The sequence below is a fragment of the Hymenobacter persicinus genome, assembly GCF_004167665.1.
GTDB lineage: Bacteria > Bacteroidota > Bacteroidia > Cytophagales > Hymenobacteraceae > Hymenobacter > Hymenobacter persicinus.
The window spans coordinates 14103-32718 of sequence record NZ_SEWE01000051.1 but is presented as its reverse complement, the minus strand read 5'-3'; the positions used below and the strand labels follow the sequence as shown (position 1 = coordinate 32718).

The window sequence follows — 18616 nt, the reverse complement described above, 5'->3', positions numbered from 1 at the left end:
GGTAAGCAGCGTTTCGCTATCTGCAAGAAAAATCGTTTCTTTTTTTCTTGCTCTGGCTCCTGGTGCGGCCGCCTCGTTCAAGCGGGGTGCAAAGGTAACCAGCAGTTCGCTTTTTCCAAGAACCCAAGCGAAAAAAGTTTTTCGCCTTTCGGCCTTTTCACCGTGCGGTGCCCTCTTCCGGTTGAAGCGGGCTGCAAAGGTAACAACTCTTTTTCTTGTCATCCAAACTTCAAAAAACTTTGTTTTTGAGGTCTAGAGCCCGTTCGGTTAGTAGCAGGAGGACAAAGGTAAAGCTTTTTGATTCGTCTTTCCAACTCCGCTTAGCTACTTTATTTTCGATTCGTGGGGTCGAAAGGCAAGTGGCTTCGCTAGGAGTATTCCGTTGTACGAAAGCTTTAGTCCCTACCGCGTTTCGGATTGGGAGTGCAAAAGTAGTAGGTTGGATCGAGGATAGCAACCCTGGTGCCGTCATTTCGTCTTGGGTTTTGGTTGTCGCTCTTGCGGAATCGGGCTACGGCGTTACCTATCACGCACTTAAGATTCGCTACGGCAGCAAAAAAATCAACGCAGTGGCTTCCTTCTATTCTCTTTACCCTTCCTACTCCCGGACCTGAACGCACAAAGGCCGGGGCAGCTTAAGCTACCCCGGCCTTTGTCTGACTGCTGCGGACCTAATCTATATGCAGCGTGCTAACCCGGTCGGGGCCGACGCTGACAATCTTAACGGGTACTTCCAACTGCTGCTCGAGGTATTGAACGTAGGCTTTCAACTCGGCTGGTAGGGCGGCCGCCGAACCAATGCTTTGCAGATTTATCTTCCAGCCGGGCAACGTGGTGTAGACGGGTTCCATCGTTTGCAAGGCACCTAGGTCGGGAAGCTGGTTGGTTTCCTCGCCCTGGGGGTTGCGGTAATGAGTACAGACGCGGATTTCATCGAACTCATCGAGGACGTCGGCCTTCATCAGGTGGAGCTCGGTGACGCCATTGAGCATAATAGTGTAGCGCAGGGCGGGCAAGTCGATCCAGCCGCAGCGGCGAGGACGGCCGGTGGTGGCCCCGAACTCCCGGCCGGCGGCGCGAATCTGCTCCCCTACTTCGTCGTGCAACTCGGTGGGAAACGGGCCGCTGCCTACGCGGGTACAATAGGCTTTGGTGATGCCGAACACTTTATCAATGTGGCGGGGAGCAATACCGAGGCCGGTGCAGGCGCCGGCGACAATAGTGCTGGACGAGGTGACGAACGGATACGTGCCGAAGTCAATGTCGAGCAAAGAGCCTTGGGCGCCTTCAGCCAGAATCCGTTTGCCCTGGCGGAGCAGGTCGTTGAGCAGATATTCGGTATCGGTCAGGTTGAGCGTGCGCAGGTAGTCGATGGCGGAAAAGAAGTCGGCTTCGAAAGCCTCAATTTCCAACTCCTTATTATGGAAAGCGGCCAGCGTGGCGTGCCGGGCCACGGCTTCATCGTACCGTTCCCGGAAATCAGGCAGCAGCACGTCGCCGATGCGCAGGCCGGTGCGGCCAATTTTATCCTGGTACGTCGGGCCGATACCTTTTAGGGTAGAACCGATTTTGCCGCCGCCCCGGGCCTCTTCCAGAATTCGGTCGAGGGCGCGGTGCGACGGCAAAATAAGTTGAGCCTTTTTGGAGATGAACAGGTTGCGGGTCCCATCTACTCCCCTATCGGTAAGCTTCTGCAGCTCTTGTCGGAAAACAACCGGGTCGAAGACGACTCCGTTGCCGACCACATTAATAATGTGGGGGTGAAAGATACCGGACGGCACCTGGTGCAGCACGTGCTTGGTGCCATCGAAAGTGAGGGTGTGGCCGGCATTGGGGCCGCCCTGGAAGCGGGCTACTACGTCGTAGGTGGGAGCCAGGACATCGACAATCTTGCCTTTGCCTTCATCGCCCCATTGGAGGCCTACTAGTACGTCTACGGGCATTAGTGCGGGGTTTTGAGTAACTCAGTGGCGGCCGATTCGCTTTCGGCAACCGTGAAAATGGCGTTGAGCTTGGTCAGGGCCAGCATTTTGCGGGGGTGGTCGGCGGGGTTGATAAGCACCAGCTCGCCGCCGCGGCTGCGGAACTTGGTGAGCAGCGACACCAGCACGCCGATGCCGGTGCTGTTGATGTAGCGGACGCCCGACAGGTCGATGGCGCAGAGCATGACGGATTCGCCGAGGTGCTCGTCCACGGACTGGAGCAGTTGCTGGGTGTCGGGGCTGCCGATCAGGTCGCCGGACAGGGCGACGTGCAGGATACCGTTGCTTACGGTAGATTCAGTTTTCATGCGGTTGCGGCGTGCGCGGCGGCCTTGGCGCGACAGTCGCCACAGACCCCGTACAGGTTTAAAGAGTGGTGCAAGATATGGAAATTCAAAAGCTCCCCGACCATGGTCTGGATGCCGTGAATGCGCGGGTCGCAGAATTCCACGACTTTGTGGCACTCGGTGCAGATGACGTGGTCGTGCTGGCGGTAGCCGTAGCTTTTCTCGTACTGGGCCAGGTTGCGGCCAAACTGGTGCTTGCTGACTAGGCCGTGCTCGACCAGCAGATCCAGGGTGTTGTAGACCGTAGCACGGCTGACCTGTAGGCCCTGGGTTTTCATACCGGCAAACAGCTCCTCGACGTCGAAATGGCCGGTGCGGGAGTATATTTCCTCCAGAATGGCGTAGCGCTCCGAGGTCTTGCGCAGACCTTTGTTTTCGAGGTAGGCGGTGAAAATTTTCTTGACCTCCTCAAACTTCTCTTTATCCAACATTTTGCAACCTTATATATAAGGAGTAACAAAGATAGGCAGAAACCCCGGGAGGAAGCGCGCAAAACGCCCTCCTATCTGCTGCCCGGCGCGTCCTACTCTACCCAATGCCACCTCTACAACAAGTGACCGGGCTGATTTCTTTTCAAGCCGCCCGGTCAAACCCACGGGTTTTTATACTACCTAAGACTTTATAAACTCTTTAGGACTTAGTTATCAAACCGCTCGACCAGCAGCACGCCGTTGACCTTGCTCAGGCGTTGAATGAGCTTGGTCAGGTGGCTCGTGTCGTTGACGTAAACGATGATCTGGCCCTCGAACATCCCGTCATTGGAGTCGATGGTGATGGAGCGCATGTTCACTTTCAGGCTGTTGCTGATGATTTTGGTCACGTCGTTGACGAGGCCCACCCGGTCGGAGCCCTGAATGCGGATGCCAGCTAGGAAGGCCAGCTCCAGCTGGTCAGTCCACTTGGCGCGCACGATGCGGTTGCCGTAGTTCGACATCATGCTCACCGCCTTCGGGCAGGACGTGCGGTGGATGACAATGCCCTCGTCGGTTTCGAAGCCGAACACATCGTCGCCGGGAATCGGGTTGCAGCAGGGCGCGATGGTGTAGTCGAACTTGTCGGTGTGCTCGCCGATAACCAGCATGTCGGCCCGCACCCCGCGGATTTTCTGCACTTCCTTGTCAAAGGTCTTGGGCTCGAGAATCGAGGGCAGGCGGGGCGCTTCGGTGGTGGGGTCGAAGAGGCTTTCCTTGATTTCGCGGCCGTCGATCTGGCCGATGGCCAGGCGGTAGAAGAAATCCTGGGGATTGAAGACGTTGAAGTGGGCAAAGAGGCGGTTGAGGTTGTCGGGCGTGTTTTCGACGCCGAGCAGTTCCAGGCGCTTTTCCACTAGGTAGCGGCCGTCCTCGGCCTTGTTGCGCTTGTCGTCGCGCAAGAACTCCCGGATTTTGTTGCGGGCCTTGGCCGTGCTCACGTACTGCAGCCACTCCTCGGTAGGCCTCTGCTTGTGCGAGGTCAGAATTTCGATCTGGTCCCCGTTGTGGAGCTGGTAGCTCAGGGGCTGGAGCTTCTGGTTCACCTTCGCCCCCAGGCACTGCAGACCGATATGGGTGTGGATTTCGAAGGCGAAGTCCAGAGCCGTCGACTTCTCGGGCAGGATGATAAGCTTGCCCTTGGGCGTAAAGGCATAGACTTCCTTCACGAACAGGTTCTGGCGGAACTCGTCCATGAATTCGAGGGCGCTGGACTTGTTGGTTTCCAGCATCTCGCGCACTTTGGCAATCCAGGCTTCCAGCGTCGATTCGGGCTGGGGCGTGCCGGTGTCCTTGTATTTCCAGTGGGCGGCGTAGCCTTTCTCGGCAATGTCGTCCATGCGGCGGCTGCGGATCTGCACCTCCACCCACTGCCCGGTGCGCGACATGACGGTGGTGTGCAAACTCTCGTAGCCGTTGGCTTTAGGCGTGCTCACCCAGTCGCGCAGGCGGTCGGGGTTGGGCTGGTAGAAGTCCGTGACGATGCTATAGACCTGCCAGCAGGCGGCCTTTTCCTGCTCCGGCGGCACGTCCAGAATCACGCGGATGGCGAACAGGTCGTAGACCTCGTCGAAGGTCACGTTCTGCTTGCGCATCTTCTTTAGGATGGAGTAGATGCTCTTGGGCCGACCCTTGATTTCGAAGCTGAAGCCCTGGGCCTTGAGCTCCTCATCCACGGGGGCCACGAAGTCTTTGATAAAGCGGTTGCGGGCCCCCCGGCTCTGACGGACCTTGTTGGTCAGCTCGTTAAAGACTTCCGTGTCGGTGTACTTTAGGTAGAGGTCCTCCAGCTCGCTCTTGATGGCGTAGAGGCCCAGGCGGTGGGCCAGCGGGGCGTAGAGGTAGATGGTTTCGGAGGCAATCTTGAGCTGCTTGTGCCGGGGCATCGAGTCCAGGGTCCGCATGTTGTGCAGGCGGTCGGCGAGCTTGATCAGAATCACGCGCACGTCCTCCGACAGCGTAAGCAGCATCTTGCGGAAGTTCTCGGCCTGCTCACTGGTGCCGTACTCAAACACGCCCGAAATCTTGGTCAGCCCGTCCACAATGCGGGCGACCTTGGCCCCGAACTCCCGCTCGACGTCGGCAATTTCCCAGGGCGTGTCCTCCACTACGTCGTGCAGCAAAGCCGCCACGATGCTGGTGGTGCCGAGCCCGATTTCCTCCACCACAATCTGGGCCACGGCCAGCGGGTGCAGAATGTAGGGCTCCCCGGACTTGCGGCGCATTTCCTTGTGGGCCTCCAGGGAGGTATTGAAGGCCTTTTTGATCAGCTTGGCGTCGTTGCCGGACAGGTAGGGCTTGGCGGTGCGGAGCAGCTTGCGGTAGTGGCGCAGAATCTCGTTGCGCTCTACTTCGGGGTCGATGAGGGTTGCCATAATGCGGGGCGGGGCGGAAAAAGCCCCGGGACTGGATGATCTGTACGAAAGTACTACGGACGGGTCAGGGTTTCGGGCGCCCCGTCATTTTTATAACACCCGAACCGAAAAAATAGCGCTCCGCCTGAGAGAGCCACCGGCCAGAGTGGGCTTCTTTGCGGCCGGGTTTGAATTTCAACATTGCCTGCGTAGCTTTGCGCCCCCGAGGCAGACGGCCTCTTCTGCGGATGTGGCGAAATTGGTAGACGTGCCAGACTTAGGATCTGGTGTCGCAAGACGTGTGGGTTCGAGTCCCTCCATCCGCACTTTAAAGTTCATTTTTCCAGCATCAGGCGCCCTCAACCCACCCGTTGGGGGTTTCTTTTTCCCGGCTCCGGCCGGCTGCTTTCCTCTGTTACCCTTAACCGACGACCCGTTTTGAATATCACCCTCGACAAGAACGACGACCAGCTGAGTGCCATCCTGACAGTACACCTGACGGAGGCTGACTACGCGGCTACCGTGGAAAACAAGCTGAAAGACTACAGCAAGAAGGCGCAAATCAAAGGGTTCCGGCCGGGTAAAGTGCCCGTGGCACTCGTGCGCAAGATGTACGGCAAAGGCATCCTGGTGGAAGAAATCAACGGCCTGCTCGGCAAATCCGTGGATGGCTACATCAAGGACAACAACATCAAAATCCTCGGTGAGCCCCTGCCCGTGCAGGTAAAGGACATCGATTTCGACACCGAAAAGGAGTTCGACTTCCAGTTTGAGCTGGGCCTGCTGCCCGACTTCGAGCTGCCCGCCGACCAGAGCCTGAACGTGGACCGCCACCAGGTGAGCATCGACGACAACACGCTGACCGAAACCTACGACCAGATCCACCGCCAGTTTGGCGAAAGCACCAACCCCGAGGTGTCGGAAGCCGGTGACTTCATCTACGGCAAGCTGAAAAAGGGCGACGACGAGGCCACCGAACGGCCCGTGCTGTTCCCGATTTCGAAAGTGAAAAACGGCGCCGAGAAGTTTGTGGGCGTGAAGTCCGGCGACGCGGTGACGTTTGATCTGAGCGACGCCTTCGCCGGCGACGCGTCGGTTATTGCCTCGGTAGCAGGCCTTTCGAAGGAAGAAGCCGGCAACGTGAGCGGCGACTACACCCTGACGGTGGAGAAAATTAACCGCACCACCAAGGCTGAGCTGAACCAGGAGCTGTTCGACAAAGTGTTTGGCAAGGACATCGTGACCTCGCAGGAAGAGTTTGACTCGAAAGTGCGCGAAACCATCCAGGAGAACTACGACCGGGAGGCCGAAGGCTTCGTGAACCGTCAGCTCATCGACAAGATGGTGGAGGGCACGACCATCCAGATTCCGAAGGAGTTCTTCAAGAAGTGGCTCTTGCGCGCCAACGAAGGCAAGCTGACTGCCGAGCAGATTGAGGAGCACTACAACGACTACGAGAAGGAGCTGAAGTGGTCCATGATCCGCAATAAGGTGGTGGAAGAGCAGGGCCTGAAAGTGTCGAATGACGAAATCGTGGAGCGCACCATGCAGAAGATTATGGGCCAGTTCAACCTGCCCGAAATCAGCGCGGAGCTCGAGGAGTCGGTCCGCGGCTTCGCCGACAACTTCCTGCGTCAGGAAAACGGCAAGAACTACGTGAACGAGTATGAAGCCATTCTGGCAGAGAAAGTCATCGAAAACCTGCGCGGCAAAGTTGTTGTTAAAGACAACCCGATTTCGGCCGAGGACTTCCGGACTCAGAACGCTGGCTAAGCCCTGGCGTTTCGGTTTTCAAACCAACAAAAAAGCCCTTACTTGCCGTGAGGGCTTTTTTGTTGCCCGCCGGTTTTGCCTTACACTTCTCCTCCCACTACTTTTTCATCATGCTGAATAAACAAGAATTCCGCAAGTTTGCCGTCAAGGGCCAGGGCCTCAGCGGCCTGGGCGTCGACCAATACCTGAACCACGTGGAAGGCCAGGTTCGCAGTGGCCTGATTCTGCCCACGGGCATGACCCGCTCCGTGATTGAGGAGCGCCCCACGCGCTTCGCCGAAATCGACGTGTTTTCGCGCCTGATCATGGACCGTATCGTGTTTCTGGGCACGGCCGTCGACGACTACATTGCCAACATTATCACGGCTCAGCTGCTCTTCCTGGAGTCGGCGGACGCCAAGAAGGACATCCTGCTCTACATCAACTCGCCCGGTGGCTCCGTGTACGCTGGTCTGGGTATCTACGACACCATGCAGTACGTGGGCCCCGACGTGGCGACCATCTGCACTGGCCTGGCCGCCTCGATGGGCGCCGTGCTGCTGGCCGGGGGTGCCAAGGACAAACGCTCGGCCCTGCCCCACGCCCGGGTTATGATTCACCAGCCTTCGGGCGGTGCTCAGGGCCAGTCGACGGACATCGAAATTACGGCCCGGGAGATTCTCAAGCTCAAGAAAGAGCTCTACGACATCCTGGCCAAGCACACCGGCAAAACCTACCAGGAAATCTACGACAACTCGGAGCGTGACTACTGGATGCGCGCCGACGAGGCCAAGGAGTACGGCCTGATCGACGAGGTGCTGGAGAAAAAGACGGCCTAAGCCCGCTTGTTTCCGCTTACTAGAAGCCCGCTTTCGGAGTGCAACCCGGGGGCGGGCTTTTGGTTCTCTAAGAGTAGAGCCCCCCGGAAAAGCAACTTTTTTCCCTGCGCACCGCGTTGGCCTTTTCGTACCTTTGAGTTGCCGTAGCTACATTCGGCTTCCCCTACCCTGTTTCTGAGAGTCCTAGCAATGGCAGATATAACGTGCTCCTTCTGCGGTAAGAGCAAAAAAGACGTCTCGGTCATGATTTCCGGCATCAATGCCCACATCTGTGAGCGGTGCGTGGGTCAGGCCCAGCAAATCCTGAACGAGGAGAATAAGATTCGCTCGAACTCGAAGACGCCGAAATTCAACCTCGTGAAGCCCCGCGAGATGAAGGACTACCTCGACCAGTACGTGGTGGGCCAGGAGGAAGCCAAGAAGGTGATGTCGGTGGCCGTGTACAACCACTACAAGCGCCTGATGCAGCAGAAGCCGTCCAGCAAGGACGACGTGGTAATCGAGAAGTCCAACATCCTGATGGTGGGCGAAACCGGCACGGGCAAGACCTTTCTGGCCAAGATGCTGGCTAATATCCTGCAGGTGCCCTTCTGCATCGCCGACGCCACGGTGCTCACCGAGGCCGGCTACGTGGGCGAGGACGTGGAAAGCATCCTGACCCGCCTGCTCCAGGCCGCCGACTACAACGTGGAAGCCGCCGAGCGGGGCATTGTCTACATCGATGAGGTCGACAAGATTGCTCGCAAGAGCGACAACCCCAGCATCACCCGCGACGTGAGCGGGGAGGGCGTGCAGCAGGCTATGCTCAAGCTCCTCGAAGGCACCACCGTGAACGTGCCGCCCCACGGCGGGCGCAAGCACCCCGAGCAGAAGATGATTACGGTGAACACCGAGAACATCCTGTTTATCTGCGGGGGCGCCTTTGTCGGCATCGACCGGATTATCAAGAGCCGGCTCAACACCAAGCCCATGGGCTTCGCCAAGACCAGCCTCGACGAGAAGGTGGACACCAACAATTTCCTGCGCTACGTGACGGCCATGGACATGAAGGCTTTCGGTCTGATTCCGGAGCTCATTGGTCGCCTGCCGGTGCTCACCCACCTCAACCCGCTCGACCACGCCACGCTGCGCAAGATCCTGACCGAGCCCAAAAACTCGATTGTGAAGCAGTATAACCGCCTCTTCGAGATGGAAGGCATCGACTTGACTTTCACCGAGGAAGCCCTAGAGTACATCGTGGTGAAAGCCGACGAGTACCGCCTCGGTGCCCGCGGCCTGCGTAGCATCTGCGAGAGCATCATGACCGACGCCATGTTCGACATGCCTTCGGAAGCCGACGTCAAAGAGCTGGTTATCGACCTCGACTACGCCCAGAGCAAGTTTGAGAAGTCGCCGCTGAAGCAGTTGCGCGCCGCGTAGTCAATTCCTCGCCTCATTTACAGCAAAGCCCCCGGAACCACGATTCCGGGGGCTTTGCCGTTTTCTACCGGGCTAGCCACCTTGCTATTTTGGTCCTTCTGCAGCTCTACTCTGCGAAGCGGCGTGGAACAGCCAAAAGTCAGGAGCATTTGCAAACTGGACTTTCTGACTGGGCCCCATTTCTCTTATCGTTCTCTAATATCTCTTTAATAAACTTCTAATAACCTTATAATCTAGCTTTAATTCTGCCTGTCCGGCTGGGCTTTACCTTTGTTGTAGAACCTTGAACCCCGTGCCGCCGGTCCTCTTGTAGTCCCGCGTGGCCCTTGCAGGAGCCCTTTCCCACTGCGCCCGTTGGCGCCGCCGCCCCGTCGGCGCGGGTTCCTTTTCCCGCCTGCCTTCCTGCTGATTCGCGGCCGAAAAGCCGCGCCGGAACCCTCATGCCTATTCTCCGAGCCTATGACTCCTGCCCCCGCTAAATCCAGCTTTCTGGACTTCTCCTACTTCAAAAGTGACTTCCAGGGCGGCCTAGTTTCGTTTTTGGTGGCCGTGCCGCTGTGTCTGGGCATTGCCCTGGCCTCGGGCGCCCCGCTGTTCGCGGGCATCATTGCCGGCATCGTCGGGGGCTTGGTGGTGGGGGCACTGAGCAAGTCGGCCGTGAGCATCTCGGGCCCCGAGGCGGGTCTGATTATGGTCGTGCTCAGCGGCATGGAAGCCCTCGGCTCATTTAAAGTACTCCAACTGGCCATCTGCGTGGCGGGCCTGATGCAGGTGGTGCTGGGCTTGCTGCGGGCCGGCATGATCAGCAACTTCTTTCCCTCGTCCGTCATCAAGGGCATGCTGGCCGCCATCGGTATCATTCTGATCCTGAAGCAGATTCCCCACGTGCTGGGCTACGACGCCGACGCCGTGGAGTCCCTGGCGCTGTTTCCCTGGGACGGCGGCAACATCGGCGGACTGCTCCGCCACGCCGTGTCGCAGTTTGTGCCCACGGCCATCATCATTGCCCTGGCCAGCCTGACGGTGCTGCTCACCTGGGAGCGGCCGACGGTGAAAAACCACGCCCTGTTGGGCAAGATTCCAGCTGCTCTGGTGGTTATCGTGCTGAGCGTGGGTATTAATGCCCTGGCTTTCGCCCTGAACCCGGCCTACGCCCTGGGCGGCTCCCACCTCGTGCAACTGCCCGTACCTAGGAGCGCGGCCGAATTTGCCGGCCTGTTTACCCTGCCTGATTTCTCGCAGCTGCTCAACCCCAAAGTTTATACCACTGCCTTCGCCATTGCCCTGGTAGCCAGCCTGGAGGCCCTGCTGGCCGTGGAGGCCACCGACGAACTGGACCCGCTCAAGCGAAAGACGCCCACCAACCGGGAACTCAAGGCCCAGGGCGTCGGCAACGTGGTGAGCGGCCTGCTCGGCGGCCTGCCCCTGACGTCGGTGATTGTGCGCAGCTCGGTGAGCATCAACGCCGGCGGCCGTACCAAGGTAGCGGCTCTGCTCCACGGCTCGTTTCTGCTCCTGAGCGTGGTGCTGTTTCCGAGTCTGCTCAACCAGGTGCCCTGGGCGGCGCTGGCGGCCATCCTGCTCGTGACGGGTTACAAGCTGGCCCGCATCAGCATCTTCAAGCAGCACTTCCAGGCCGGTCTGACCGAGTTTCTGCCCTTTATTATCACCATCGTCGCCATTCTGCTCACCGACCTGCTCATCGGCATTGGGGTGGGCGCCATGGTCGGGCTGCTCTTTATTCTGCGCGAAACCTACAAGAATGCCCATTTCTTCCACAGCTACTCGGTGCAGGGCCAGGACCATCTGCGCATCAGCCTGGGCGAGCATGTCTCGTTTCTGAACAAGGCCAGCATCATGACCGTGCTCAAGGACATTCCGGCCGATACGACCGTGGAAATTGATGGCACCAACTCCGCCTTCATCGACCGGGACGTACTCAGCGCCATCGAGAACTTCCGCGAAACGGCCCGGCAGCGCAACATCCAGCTCGTATTCCTGCGCCAGGGCGACGAGTACGCCCAGAACCTGGCCGCCCAGCCCCACGTCACGACCAAGGAAGCTGACTTCGAGGCCTACTACAAGCTGTTTCAGAACAACCGCAACTGGGTGGCCGAAAAGCTGCGCCGCAACCCGCGCTTTTTCGAGGCCGCGGCTCAGCAGACCCCGAAGTTTTTATTTATCGGCTGCTCCGACAACCACGTGTCGGTCAGTGAGCTGACGGGCACCGCGCCCGGGGAAGTATTTGTGCACCGCAACGTGGCCAACCTCGTGGTGAGCACCGATTTGAATTTGATGTCGGTGCTGCAGTACGCGGTAGAGGTGCTCGGCATTCAGCACATCATTGTCTGCGGACACTACGGCTGCCGGGGCGTGAAGGCGGCCATGCAGAACGCGGAGGCCGGGGTAATCAGCAGCTGGCTGGGCACCGTGCGCGACGTAATGCACCAGCACCAGCACGAGCTGGGTGCCCTCGAAACTGAGGACGAGCAGTACCGCCGCCTCGTGGAGCTCAACGTCATCGAGCAGGTCTACAACCTGCACCAGACCCGCACCGTGCAGCAGGCCGACCAGAAGTTGGCGCCCATTCACCTGCACGGCTGGGTCTACGACAGCCACGGCGGCCTCATCCGGGACCTGGAAGTGGACGTGCGCCGCGATTTTGCCGAGTACGACATCATTTTCCGCTACCAGGTGGCCCCCGACGGTCTGCGCAAGCTACCCGGCTCGCTCTACCAAGCCCCGTCGATTTACTCGCTCACCCCGGCCGAGGCCGGCGGCCCCATCATTGCCATTCCTCCCTTCGACTCCGATAACCCGCTGGGCGTGCCGTAGCCCCGGCGCCGGGCTCTGCAGTGGCCCGGCACTTTCCGGGCGAAAACCGCCCGTTAACCTCGGCTGTTGCGTACTACCTTCCGGTGGCCGCCAGCCCGTAATCCAACCCCTGCCGCAATGAAAATACTGATTGTTGAAGATGAGTTGAAAGTGGCGACTTTCCTGAAAGGCGGGCTGGAGGATTATGGGCTGAGTGCCGCCGTGGCCCTGGATGCCGCGGCGGCACTGCGCCAACTGGCCGCCGCTGAGTTCACGGCCCTCATTCTGGACGTGAACCTGCCCGAGATGAGCGGCCTGGAACTGTGCCGCACCATTCGGCAGCGCTTTCCCCAGCTGCCCGTGCTGATGCTCACGGCCATGAGCTCCACCGACGATAAGCTGCTGGGCTTCGACGCCGGCGCCGACGACTACTTAGTCAAGCCCTTCGAATTCAACGAGCTGCTGGCCCGGCTGCGGGCCCTGCACCGCCGCTACCTGCCCGTGCCCGAGGAAAACGTGCTGAAAGTGGCCGACCTGGAACTGCACGGCCAGAGCAAGGTGGTCAAGCGCGGCAACCAGCGCATCGACCTCACGGTGCGCGAACTGGCTTTGCTCGAATACCTGATGCACAACCAGGGCCGGGCTCTTACCCGCCAGGAAATCGTGGGCGAAGTCTGGGACCTGTCCTTCGACACCGGCACCAACGTGGTGGACGTGTACGTGAACTACCTGCGCAAAAAGATTGACAAGGACTTCTCGCCCAAGCTGATTCACACCCTGAATGGCATCGGCTACATTCTGGAAGAACGCCGGGCCTGACGCATGCTGCTTTCCCTGCTCCTGGGCTTTGTGACGGGCGCGGCCCTGCTGGGCGGCCTGGGCTGGTGGCAGCACCGCCGCACCCGCCGGGCCCTGGCCCAGCTCGCCGAGCAGGTTCGTCGCCTTAGTCTCGCTGCGCCTAGCCTGCGCCTGCCCAGCACCTCAGCCCCCGCAGAAACCGGGCAGCTTATCGGCAGCCTCAACGAGCTGTTAGCGCGGCACCAAGCCGCCACCGACGACCAGCGCCGCCTGTTGGTGCAGGCCGCCCATAAGCTGCGCACGCCCCTGACCAGCATCACCGGCCAGATCGAAGTGACTCTGATCAAGGCCCGCAGCGTGGAGCAGCACGAACAGACCTGGCGCTCCGTGCTCCAAGACGTTACCCGCTTCAATCAGCTGGCCGACGACCTGCTCCTGCTGGCCCAACTGCCCGGCAGCCGCTTGGTTGCGCAGCCCGTGGCCCTGGATGAGGTCATCTACCAGGCTATATCGGTGCTCAAGGCCCGCCGGCCGGCTTATGAAATGCAGCTTGACTTTGCGTCCCCGCTTGCCGAGCTGCCCGGCCCGCTCACCGTGCCCGGCGACGCCGACCTGCTAACCCGGGCTCTGGTGCACCTGCTCGACAACGCCGGCAAGTTTTCCCCCGACCAGCGCGGGCTCGTCACGCTAAGCACCGACGGCGCGGCGGCCCTGCTACTGATTCAGGACTACGGCCTGGGTATTCCGCCCGCGGAGCTGCCGCGGGTGTCCGAGCTGTTTTTTCAGGGCGAAAATGCCCGCCAGCGCCCCGGCCACGGCCTGGGCCTGACCGTAGCCCAGCGAATTGTGGAGCTGCACGGCGGCCACCTCAGAATCGAGTCCGATGATGCCGGCACCGTGGTCACGGTGCGGCTGCCGCTTCGGTAAAGCCCAGGCAGCTCGGTTTCCGACTTACTTTTTCAAATAGCCCACCATCAACTCCGCGGCTTTCTTGGCGGCATTGTTGCGACCCAGCTTTTCCTGAAGCTCAGCATAGCCGGCTTTCTGCTCGGCAATAAAGGCGTCGTCCTGGAGCACTTTCTTGAGCTCCTGCACAAGGTTGCGGGAGTTGAATTCGCCCTGGATCAGCTCTTTTACCACTTCCCGGCCCGCAATCAGGTTGACCAGGGAAATGTAGGGCACCTTGATGACAGCCTTGCCAATGGCGTACGACACGGCGCTGGTGCGGTAGCACACCACCTGCGGCACGTTGAACAGGGCCGTTTCCAGGGTAGCGGTGCCGCTCGTGACCAGGGCCGCCTGGGCGTGCCCGAGCAGGTCGTAGGTCTGGTCGAAGAGGATGCGTACGTTGTTGCGCTCGAAGTTGGCGTAGTAGTTCCGATCCAGGTTCGTGACGCCGGCCACGATGAACTGGTAGTCGAGGAAGGGCGGCAGGATGGCCAGCATCTCGTAGAGCATTTCCTCGATTTCCTGCTTGCGCGAGCCGGGCAGCACGGCAATAATCTTTTTCTGCGGGTCGAGGTGATTCCGCTCGTAGAAGTCGGGGCTGACCGAGTGCTCGGCAATGGCATCCACAGTGGGGTTGCCGATGTAGTCCACGTCGTAGCCGAAGCGCTGGTAAAACTCCTTTTCGAAGGGCAGAATCACGAACATCTTGTCCACGAGGGCTTTCACCGTGTGCACCCGCCCCTGGTTCCAGGCCCAGATCTTGGGCGAAATATAGTAGAACACCTTCAGCCCGGCGGCCTTGGCAAACTTGGCCACCCGCAGGTTGAAGCCGGCGTAGTCCACCAGAATCACCACGTCGGGCTGGTAGGCCTGAATGTCGCGCTGGCACTCCTTGAGGTAGCCGCGAAACTTCAGAATGCTGGTAGCCGCCTCCCAGAAGCCCATGATGGCCATTTCCTGGTAGTGGTGCACGAGCGTACCGCCTTCGGCCTGCATCATGTCGCCGCCCCAGCCCCGGAACTCAGCTTCGGGGTCTTGCTGGCGCAGTTCGCGCATGAGGTGCGAGGCGTGAAAGTCGCCGGAACGCTCCCCGGCTATCAGGTAATACTTCATGTAGGTAATTCCGAATTCAGAATTGATTATTCGCCGTAGTACTCCACGAAGTTGCGGGGCGTTTCGTAGAGCTTGATGCAGTGGAGCTGGGCGCCGGAGATTTTCGGAATTTCGGGGGCCAGAATCCGCCAGAAAGCCACCACTAGGTTTTCGGTGCTGGCCAGCTGGTCTTTCATGAACGGCACGTCCAGGTTGAGATTTTTATGGTCGACCTGGTCCACAATGTGGGTGCGGATCAGCACGCTGAGCGCCTTGAGGTCGACCACGAAACCAGTTTCCGGGTCGGGGTGGCCTTTCACGGTCACAATCAGGTCGTAGTTGTGCCCGTGCCAGTTGGTATTGGCGCAGGGGCCGAATACTTCCTGGTTGCGCTCCTGGCTCCAGGCGGGGTTGTACAGCTTGTGAGCGGCGTTGAAATGCTCCTGCCGGCTTACGTAAATCATTCGCGGGGATTCTTAGGTTAGAACTTAGGGCTTAAGCCCTTAGGAGGCAATGGCTGGGCTGGCCACGCTGGCGCCCGCCGTCGATGCTCCCAAAACCTAAGCCCTAAGTCCTCTATTTCGCAGCAAATATACGAAGAACGGTACGCCGAACAGGGCCGTAATCAGGCCGACGGGCAAACCGGCCGGCGGGTAGAGCAGCCGGGCCAGCAGGTCGCAGCCGAGCAGGAAGTCGGCGCCGAGCAGGGCGCAGAACAGCAGATTGGCCCGGCCCGTGACGCCCAGCAGCCAGCGCGTGAGGTGGGGAATCATCAGGCCCACGAAGCCCACCGGCCCGCACAGCGCCACAATGCAGCCCGTCAGGCCCGAAGCCAGCAGCACGAGCAGCCAGCGGGTGCGGGCCACGGGCACGCCCAGGGCCTGAGCCCGCTCTTCGCCGAGCAGCAGCACGTTGAGGTTTTTCTGCAGAAATGTCAGCGCCAGCAGGGCCAGCACCAGCGCCCCGGCCGGGTAGGGCAGCACGTCCCAGCCGGCGCGCTCGAAGCTGCCCATGGCCCAGAACACCACCGTGCGCAGCTTGCCCTCGGAAGTCGACAAAAACGTGAGCAGCCCGCCGATAGCCGTGGTCAGGGAGCTCAGCGCCACCCCCGCCAGCAGCAGCTGGGTCGGAATCAGCTTGCCGCGCTGGGAGCCCAGCGCCACCACCACCAGCGTGGTGCCCAAGGCCCCGGCCAGGGCCGCCAGCGGGGGCAAATACAGGCCGTGGAGCAGTACGTCGGGCAGCAGGGCAAAGCACAGAATGGCACCCAGCGAAGCGCCCGAGGCTGTGCCGAGCAGGTAGGGGTCGGCCAGGGCGTTGTTGACCATGGCCTGCATCAGGTAGCCACTCACGGCCAGCCCCGCCCCGGCCAGCAGGGCCAGCAGAATCCGCGGCAGCCGCAGCTGCACCAGCACGAGCTGGGCGGGGTCGGTGGGGTCGTAGTGCAGCAGGGTGCGGCCGATAAAAGCGTAGTCCAGCGCAAAGCTGCCCACCCGCAGGCCCGCCACGACCAGCACTGTTAGCAGCAGCAGGGCCGCCAGAATCCAGGGGGCCGGGCGACGCCTCATGGGGCGGGCGGGGCCCCGATCAGGCGTTGCAGCTCCCGCACCGACTCCATAACCCGCGGGCCGGGGCGCTCCATCAAATCCCCGGTAATGGCAAATACGCGGCGGGTCTGGTAGGCTTTGATGCGCTTGAGCTCGGGGTACTTGCTGAAAAACGTGCTGTCGAGCTGCCCGAAGCGGCCACCGATGAGCACGTCGGGATTGAGTTGGAGAATGTACTCCCGAGTCAGGGCCGGGTACGGTTGGGCAAACTTTTCCGTCACCACGTTCCGCCCCCCAGCCAGCCGGATCTTGTCCGTGAACAGCGTATTCTGGCCGTACACGTAAATCGGGTCCTGCCAGGTGATGGCCAGCACCGCCGGGGGCTGGTTTGGGCGGGGCAACTGCTCAATGGCTTTCAACTCCGTGGCCAGCGAGTCGGTCAGCTTCTGGGCCGCGGCCGGGCGGCCCAGAATGCGGCCCAGGTCGGTGAGACCGCGCAGCACGTCGGCCACCTGGTCATATTTCTGGTAGTACACCGGAATGCCGAGCTGCTGCAGCCGGGCCGCGTCGTCCAAAGACGTGATACCGTCGGTGGTAAAGACCACGTCGGGGTGCAGGCGTACCAGGGCCTCCAGGTCGAGCGGGTAGCTGTTCACGACGGGCTTGCGCAGGGCCGCCCGCGGAAAGTCGCACACCTGGGTGCGGCCCACGATGGTGGCGGTGTCGGCCACGGCGTAAAGCATTTCGGTCATCGACGCGGCCAGGGCCAGAATGCGGCGCGGCCGGGCGGGCACGGTGAGCTTGCGGCCGAGGTCGTCGGTGAGCTGCTGGGGCGCCAGGGGCGCGGCCGGGGCTTGGCGCGGCTGGCGGTCGGGCTGGCAGGCGCTGAGCAGCAGCCCGAGCAGAAGCGGCTGCGAAAGCCGGAGCAGAAAACGCATCATGGCTCAAAGGTAGCGCCGCTAGGTTGGAGCGCCGCACCCCGTCAGTTCAATCGTTGGCGCCAAAGCCAAAAACCGGCTTCCTTCACCCGCATTGCCCGCCGCTTCGTTCAACGCCCAGGCGCCCGGTGGCGGCGCAGTGCCTAACCTAGATACCCAACCCGGCTGTTTTCCCTACTTTTGAGTAAAATCTCTGCCTTATGATAGTTGTCACCGGAGCGGCCGGCTTTATTGCCAGCTGCCTAGTTACCCGCCTGAACGCCGCCAATTTCAACGACATCGTGGTGGTCGATAATTTCGCCGTGGAGCGCAAGCTCGCCAACCTCAAAGGCAAGCGCCTGCGCGAGTACGTGGACCGCAACGAGTTCTTTGAGTGGCTCGACACCAACCACGAGCAGGTCGAGTTCATCTTCCACCTCGGCGCCCGCACCGACACGACCGAGCAGGACAAGGCTATTTTTGACTTGCTTAACCTGGAGTATTCGCAGAAGATGTGGCGGGCCTGCTGCCAGTACCAGTTGCCGCTGGTGTACGCCTCGTCGGCCGCTACCTACGGCTCGGGCACGCTAGGCTACTCCGACGACGACGCGCTGCTGCCCCTGCTCCGGCCCCTGAATCCCTACGGCGACTCTAAGAACGACTTCGACAACTGGGCCGTGCAGCAGGCGGAAAAGCCCTTTTTCTGGGCCGGACTGAAGTTCTTTAACGTCTACGGGCCCAACGAGTACCACAAGGGCCGCATGGCTTCGGTGATTTTCCACGCCTTCGAGCAGATCCGCCAGCACGGCTCCATGACGTTGTTCCGCTCCCACAACCCTGATTACGCCGACGGGGAGCAGCAGCGTGACTTCGTCTACGTCAAGGACGTGGTGGAAGTGTGCTTCTTTCTGATGAACCACCGCCAGCACTCGGGCATCTACAACCTGGGCACCGGCGAGGCCCGCACCTTCCTGGACCTGACCCTGAACACGTTCCAGGCCCTGGACCGCACGGCCGACATCCGCTTCCGCGACACGCCCGAGGACATCCGCGACACGTACCAGTACTACACCCAGGCCGATATGAGCAAGCTGCGCAGCATCGGCTACGACCGGCCCTTCACCCGCCTCGAAGACGGCATCGATGACTACGTGCGCAACTACCTGGTGCCGGGCGCCTACCTCTAGGCCGCCGATGCCATAATTTTAATGCGCCCAGCAAGGCCCTGACCGCGCGGCGTTTCTCGGTAAAAGCCCTTATTTGCAGCCCGCCCCACCTAAACCTGGGGCGGGCTGCTTCGTTTTGTGCCAAATACGCGCACGAGGCTGCCGGCGGGG

16 protein-coding genes and 1 tRNA gene are annotated in these 18616 nt (G+C 60.5%); 9 read left to right on the top strand and 8 right to left on the bottom strand.

Going from position 1 to position 18616, the window contains the following annotated elements:
* On the top strand, nucleotides 1–256 hold a 256-nt coding region (locus EWM57_RS21445; protein WP_207218348.1), incomplete at its 5' end, for a hypothetical protein.
* 415 nt (nucleotides 257–671) lie between these two features.
* Here EWM57_RS21445 and EWM57_RS18040 read toward each other — a convergent pair.
* The 4 genes from EWM57_RS18040 to EWM57_RS18025 form a co-directional block, all read right to left on the bottom strand.
* On the bottom strand, nucleotides 672–1943 hold the full coding sequence (locus EWM57_RS18040; protein WP_129922634.1) for an adenylosuccinate synthase: 1272 nt from the start codon (nucleotides 1941–1943) through the stop codon (nucleotides 672–674).
* Entirely contained in the window at nucleotides 1943–2290 is a 348-nt protein-coding gene (locus EWM57_RS18035; RefSeq protein ID WP_129922632.1) for an STAS domain-containing protein, read from the bottom strand. The genes EWM57_RS18040 and EWM57_RS18035 overlap by 1 nt, the downstream gene beginning before the upstream one ends.
* Entirely contained in the window at nucleotides 2287–2760 is a 474-nt protein-coding gene (locus EWM57_RS18030; protein WP_129922630.1) for a Fur family transcriptional regulator, read from the bottom strand. Before EWM57_RS18030 ends, EWM57_RS18035 begins: the two co-directional genes overlap by 4 nt.
* Before the next feature lie 206 nt (nucleotides 2761–2966).
* Nucleotides 2967–5174 (bottom strand): RelA/SpoT family protein, encoded by a 2208-nt coding sequence (locus EWM57_RS18025; RefSeq protein WP_129922628.1) that lies wholly within the window; start codon nucleotides 5172–5174, stop codon nucleotides 2967–2969.
* A gap of 223 nt (nucleotides 5175–5397) precedes the next feature.
* Between EWM57_RS18025 and EWM57_RS18020 the strand changes: the two genes are divergently transcribed.
* The 7 genes from EWM57_RS18020 to EWM57_RS17990 all read left to right on the top strand — a co-directional run bounded on the left by EWM57_RS18020 (nucleotide 5398) and on the right by EWM57_RS17990 (nucleotide 13702).
* Nucleotides 5398–5479: transfer RNA gene (locus EWM57_RS18020), tRNA-Leu, on the top strand.
* A gap of 112 nt (nucleotides 5480–5591) precedes the next feature.
* On the top strand, nucleotides 5592–6926 hold the full coding sequence (gene tig / locus EWM57_RS18015; RefSeq protein ID WP_129922626.1) for a trigger factor: 1335 nt from the start codon (nucleotides 5592–5594) through the stop codon (nucleotides 6924–6926).
* Nucleotides 6927–7036: 110 nt separating this feature from the next.
* Nucleotides 7037–7744: a ClpP family protease gene (locus EWM57_RS18010; protein WP_262708257.1), complete on the top strand. Its 708-nt coding sequence runs from the start codon at nucleotides 7037–7039 to the stop codon at nucleotides 7742–7744.
* A 189-nt stretch (nucleotides 7745–7933) separates the two neighbouring features.
* On the top strand, nucleotides 7934–9163 hold the full coding sequence (gene clpX / locus EWM57_RS18005; protein ID WP_129922624.1) for an ATP-dependent Clp protease ATP-binding subunit ClpX: 1230 nt from the start codon (nucleotides 7934–7936) through the stop codon (nucleotides 9161–9163).
* 459 nt (nucleotides 9164–9622) lie between these two features.
* A complete protein-coding gene (locus EWM57_RS21670; protein ID WP_129922622.1) occupies nucleotides 9623–11998 on the top strand; it encodes a SulP family inorganic anion transporter in 2376 nt (791 codons plus the stop codon).
* 117 nt (nucleotides 11999–12115) lie between these two features.
* Nucleotides 12116–12796 carry a response regulator gene (locus tag EWM57_RS17995; RefSeq protein WP_129922620.1) on the top strand — a complete coding sequence of 227 codons (681 nt, stop codon included), beginning with the start codon at nucleotides 12116–12118 and terminating at the stop codon, nucleotides 12794–12796.
* Nucleotides 12797–12799: 3 nt separating this feature from the next.
* Nucleotides 12800–13702, top strand: coding sequence for a sensor histidine kinase (locus tag EWM57_RS17990; protein ID WP_129922618.1), 903 nt, complete (start codon nucleotides 12800–12802; stop codon nucleotides 13700–13702).
* A 24-nt stretch (nucleotides 13703–13726) separates the two neighbouring features.
* Here the strand turns inward: EWM57_RS17990 and lpxB are convergent, their stop codons facing one another.
* From lpxB to EWM57_RS17970, 4 genes are all read right to left on the bottom strand, one after another.
* Nucleotides 13727–14836 (bottom strand): lipid-A-disaccharide synthase, encoded by a 1110-nt coding sequence (gene lpxB, locus EWM57_RS17985; RefSeq protein WP_129922616.1) that lies wholly within the window; start codon nucleotides 14834–14836, stop codon nucleotides 13727–13729.
* 26 nt (nucleotides 14837–14862) lie between these two features.
* Entirely contained in the window at nucleotides 14863–15279 is a 417-nt protein-coding gene (locus EWM57_RS17980; RefSeq protein ID WP_129922614.1) for a 6-pyruvoyl trahydropterin synthase family protein, read from the bottom strand.
* A gap of 96 nt (nucleotides 15280–15375) precedes the next feature.
* Nucleotides 15376–16383: a FecCD family ABC transporter permease gene (locus tag EWM57_RS17975; protein ID WP_129922612.1), complete on the bottom strand. Its 1008-nt coding sequence runs from the start codon at nucleotides 16381–16383 to the stop codon at nucleotides 15376–15378.
* Nucleotides 16380–17303: an ABC transporter substrate-binding protein gene (locus tag EWM57_RS17970; RefSeq protein ID WP_129922610.1), complete on the bottom strand. Its 924-nt coding sequence runs from the start codon at nucleotides 17301–17303 to the stop codon at nucleotides 16380–16382. Before EWM57_RS17970 ends, EWM57_RS17975 begins: the two co-directional genes overlap by 4 nt.
* Nucleotides 17304–17500: 197 nt before the next feature.
* Between EWM57_RS17970 and rfaD the strand changes: the two genes are divergently transcribed.
* Nucleotides 17501–18466, top strand: a complete 966-nt coding sequence (rfaD, locus tag EWM57_RS17965; protein ID WP_129922608.1) for an ADP-glyceromanno-heptose 6-epimerase — start codon at nucleotides 17501–17503, stop codon at nucleotides 18464–18466.
* Nucleotides 18467–18616: the final 150 nt, after the last annotated feature.

Coding starts and splice junctions, on each gene's coding strand:
- EWM57_RS18040 (WP_129922634.1), bottom strand. CDS start 1,943: ATGCCCGTAGACGTACTAGTAGGCCTCCAATGGGGCGATGAAGGCAAA.
- EWM57_RS18035 (WP_129922632.1), bottom strand. CDS start 2,290: ATGAAAACTGAATCTACCGTAAGCAACGGTATCCTGCACGTCGCCCTG.
- EWM57_RS18030 (WP_129922630.1), bottom strand. CDS start 2,760: ATGTTGGATAAAGAGAAGTTTGAGGAGGTCAAGAAAATTTTCACCGCC.
- EWM57_RS18025 (WP_129922628.1), bottom strand. CDS start 5,174: ATGGCAACCCTCATCGACCCCGAAGTAGAGCGCAACGAGATTCTGCGC.
- EWM57_RS18010 (WP_262708257.1), top strand. CDS start 7,037: ATGCTGAATAAACAAGAATTCCGCAAGTTTGCCGTCAAGGGCCAGGGC.
- clpX (WP_129922624.1), top strand. CDS start 7,934: ATGGCAGATATAACGTGCTCCTTCTGCGGTAAGAGCAAAAAAGACGTC.
- EWM57_RS21670 (WP_129922622.1), top strand. CDS start 9,623: ATGACTCCTGCCCCCGCTAAATCCAGCTTTCTGGACTTCTCCTACTTC.
- EWM57_RS17995 (WP_129922620.1), top strand. CDS start 12,116: ATGAAAATACTGATTGTTGAAGATGAGTTGAAAGTGGCGACTTTCCTG.
- EWM57_RS17990 (WP_129922618.1), top strand. CDS start 12,800: ATGCTGCTTTCCCTGCTCCTGGGCTTTGTGACGGGCGCGGCCCTGCTG.
- lpxB (WP_129922616.1), bottom strand. CDS start 14,836: ATGAAGTATTACCTGATAGCCGGGGAGCGTTCCGGCGACTTTCACGCC.
- EWM57_RS17980 (WP_129922614.1), bottom strand. CDS start 15,279: ATGATTTACGTAAGCCGGCAGGAGCATTTCAACGCCGCTCACAAGCTG.
- EWM57_RS17975 (WP_129922612.1), bottom strand. CDS start 16,383: ATGAGGCGTCGCCCGGCCCCCTGGATTCTGGCGGCCCTGCTGCTGCTA.
- EWM57_RS17970 (WP_129922610.1), bottom strand. CDS start 17,303: ATGATGCGTTTTCTGCTCCGGCTTTCGCAGCCGCTTCTGCTCGGGCTG.
- rfaD (WP_129922608.1), top strand. CDS start 17,501: ATGATAGTTGTCACCGGAGCGGCCGGCTTTATTGCCAGCTGCCTAGTT.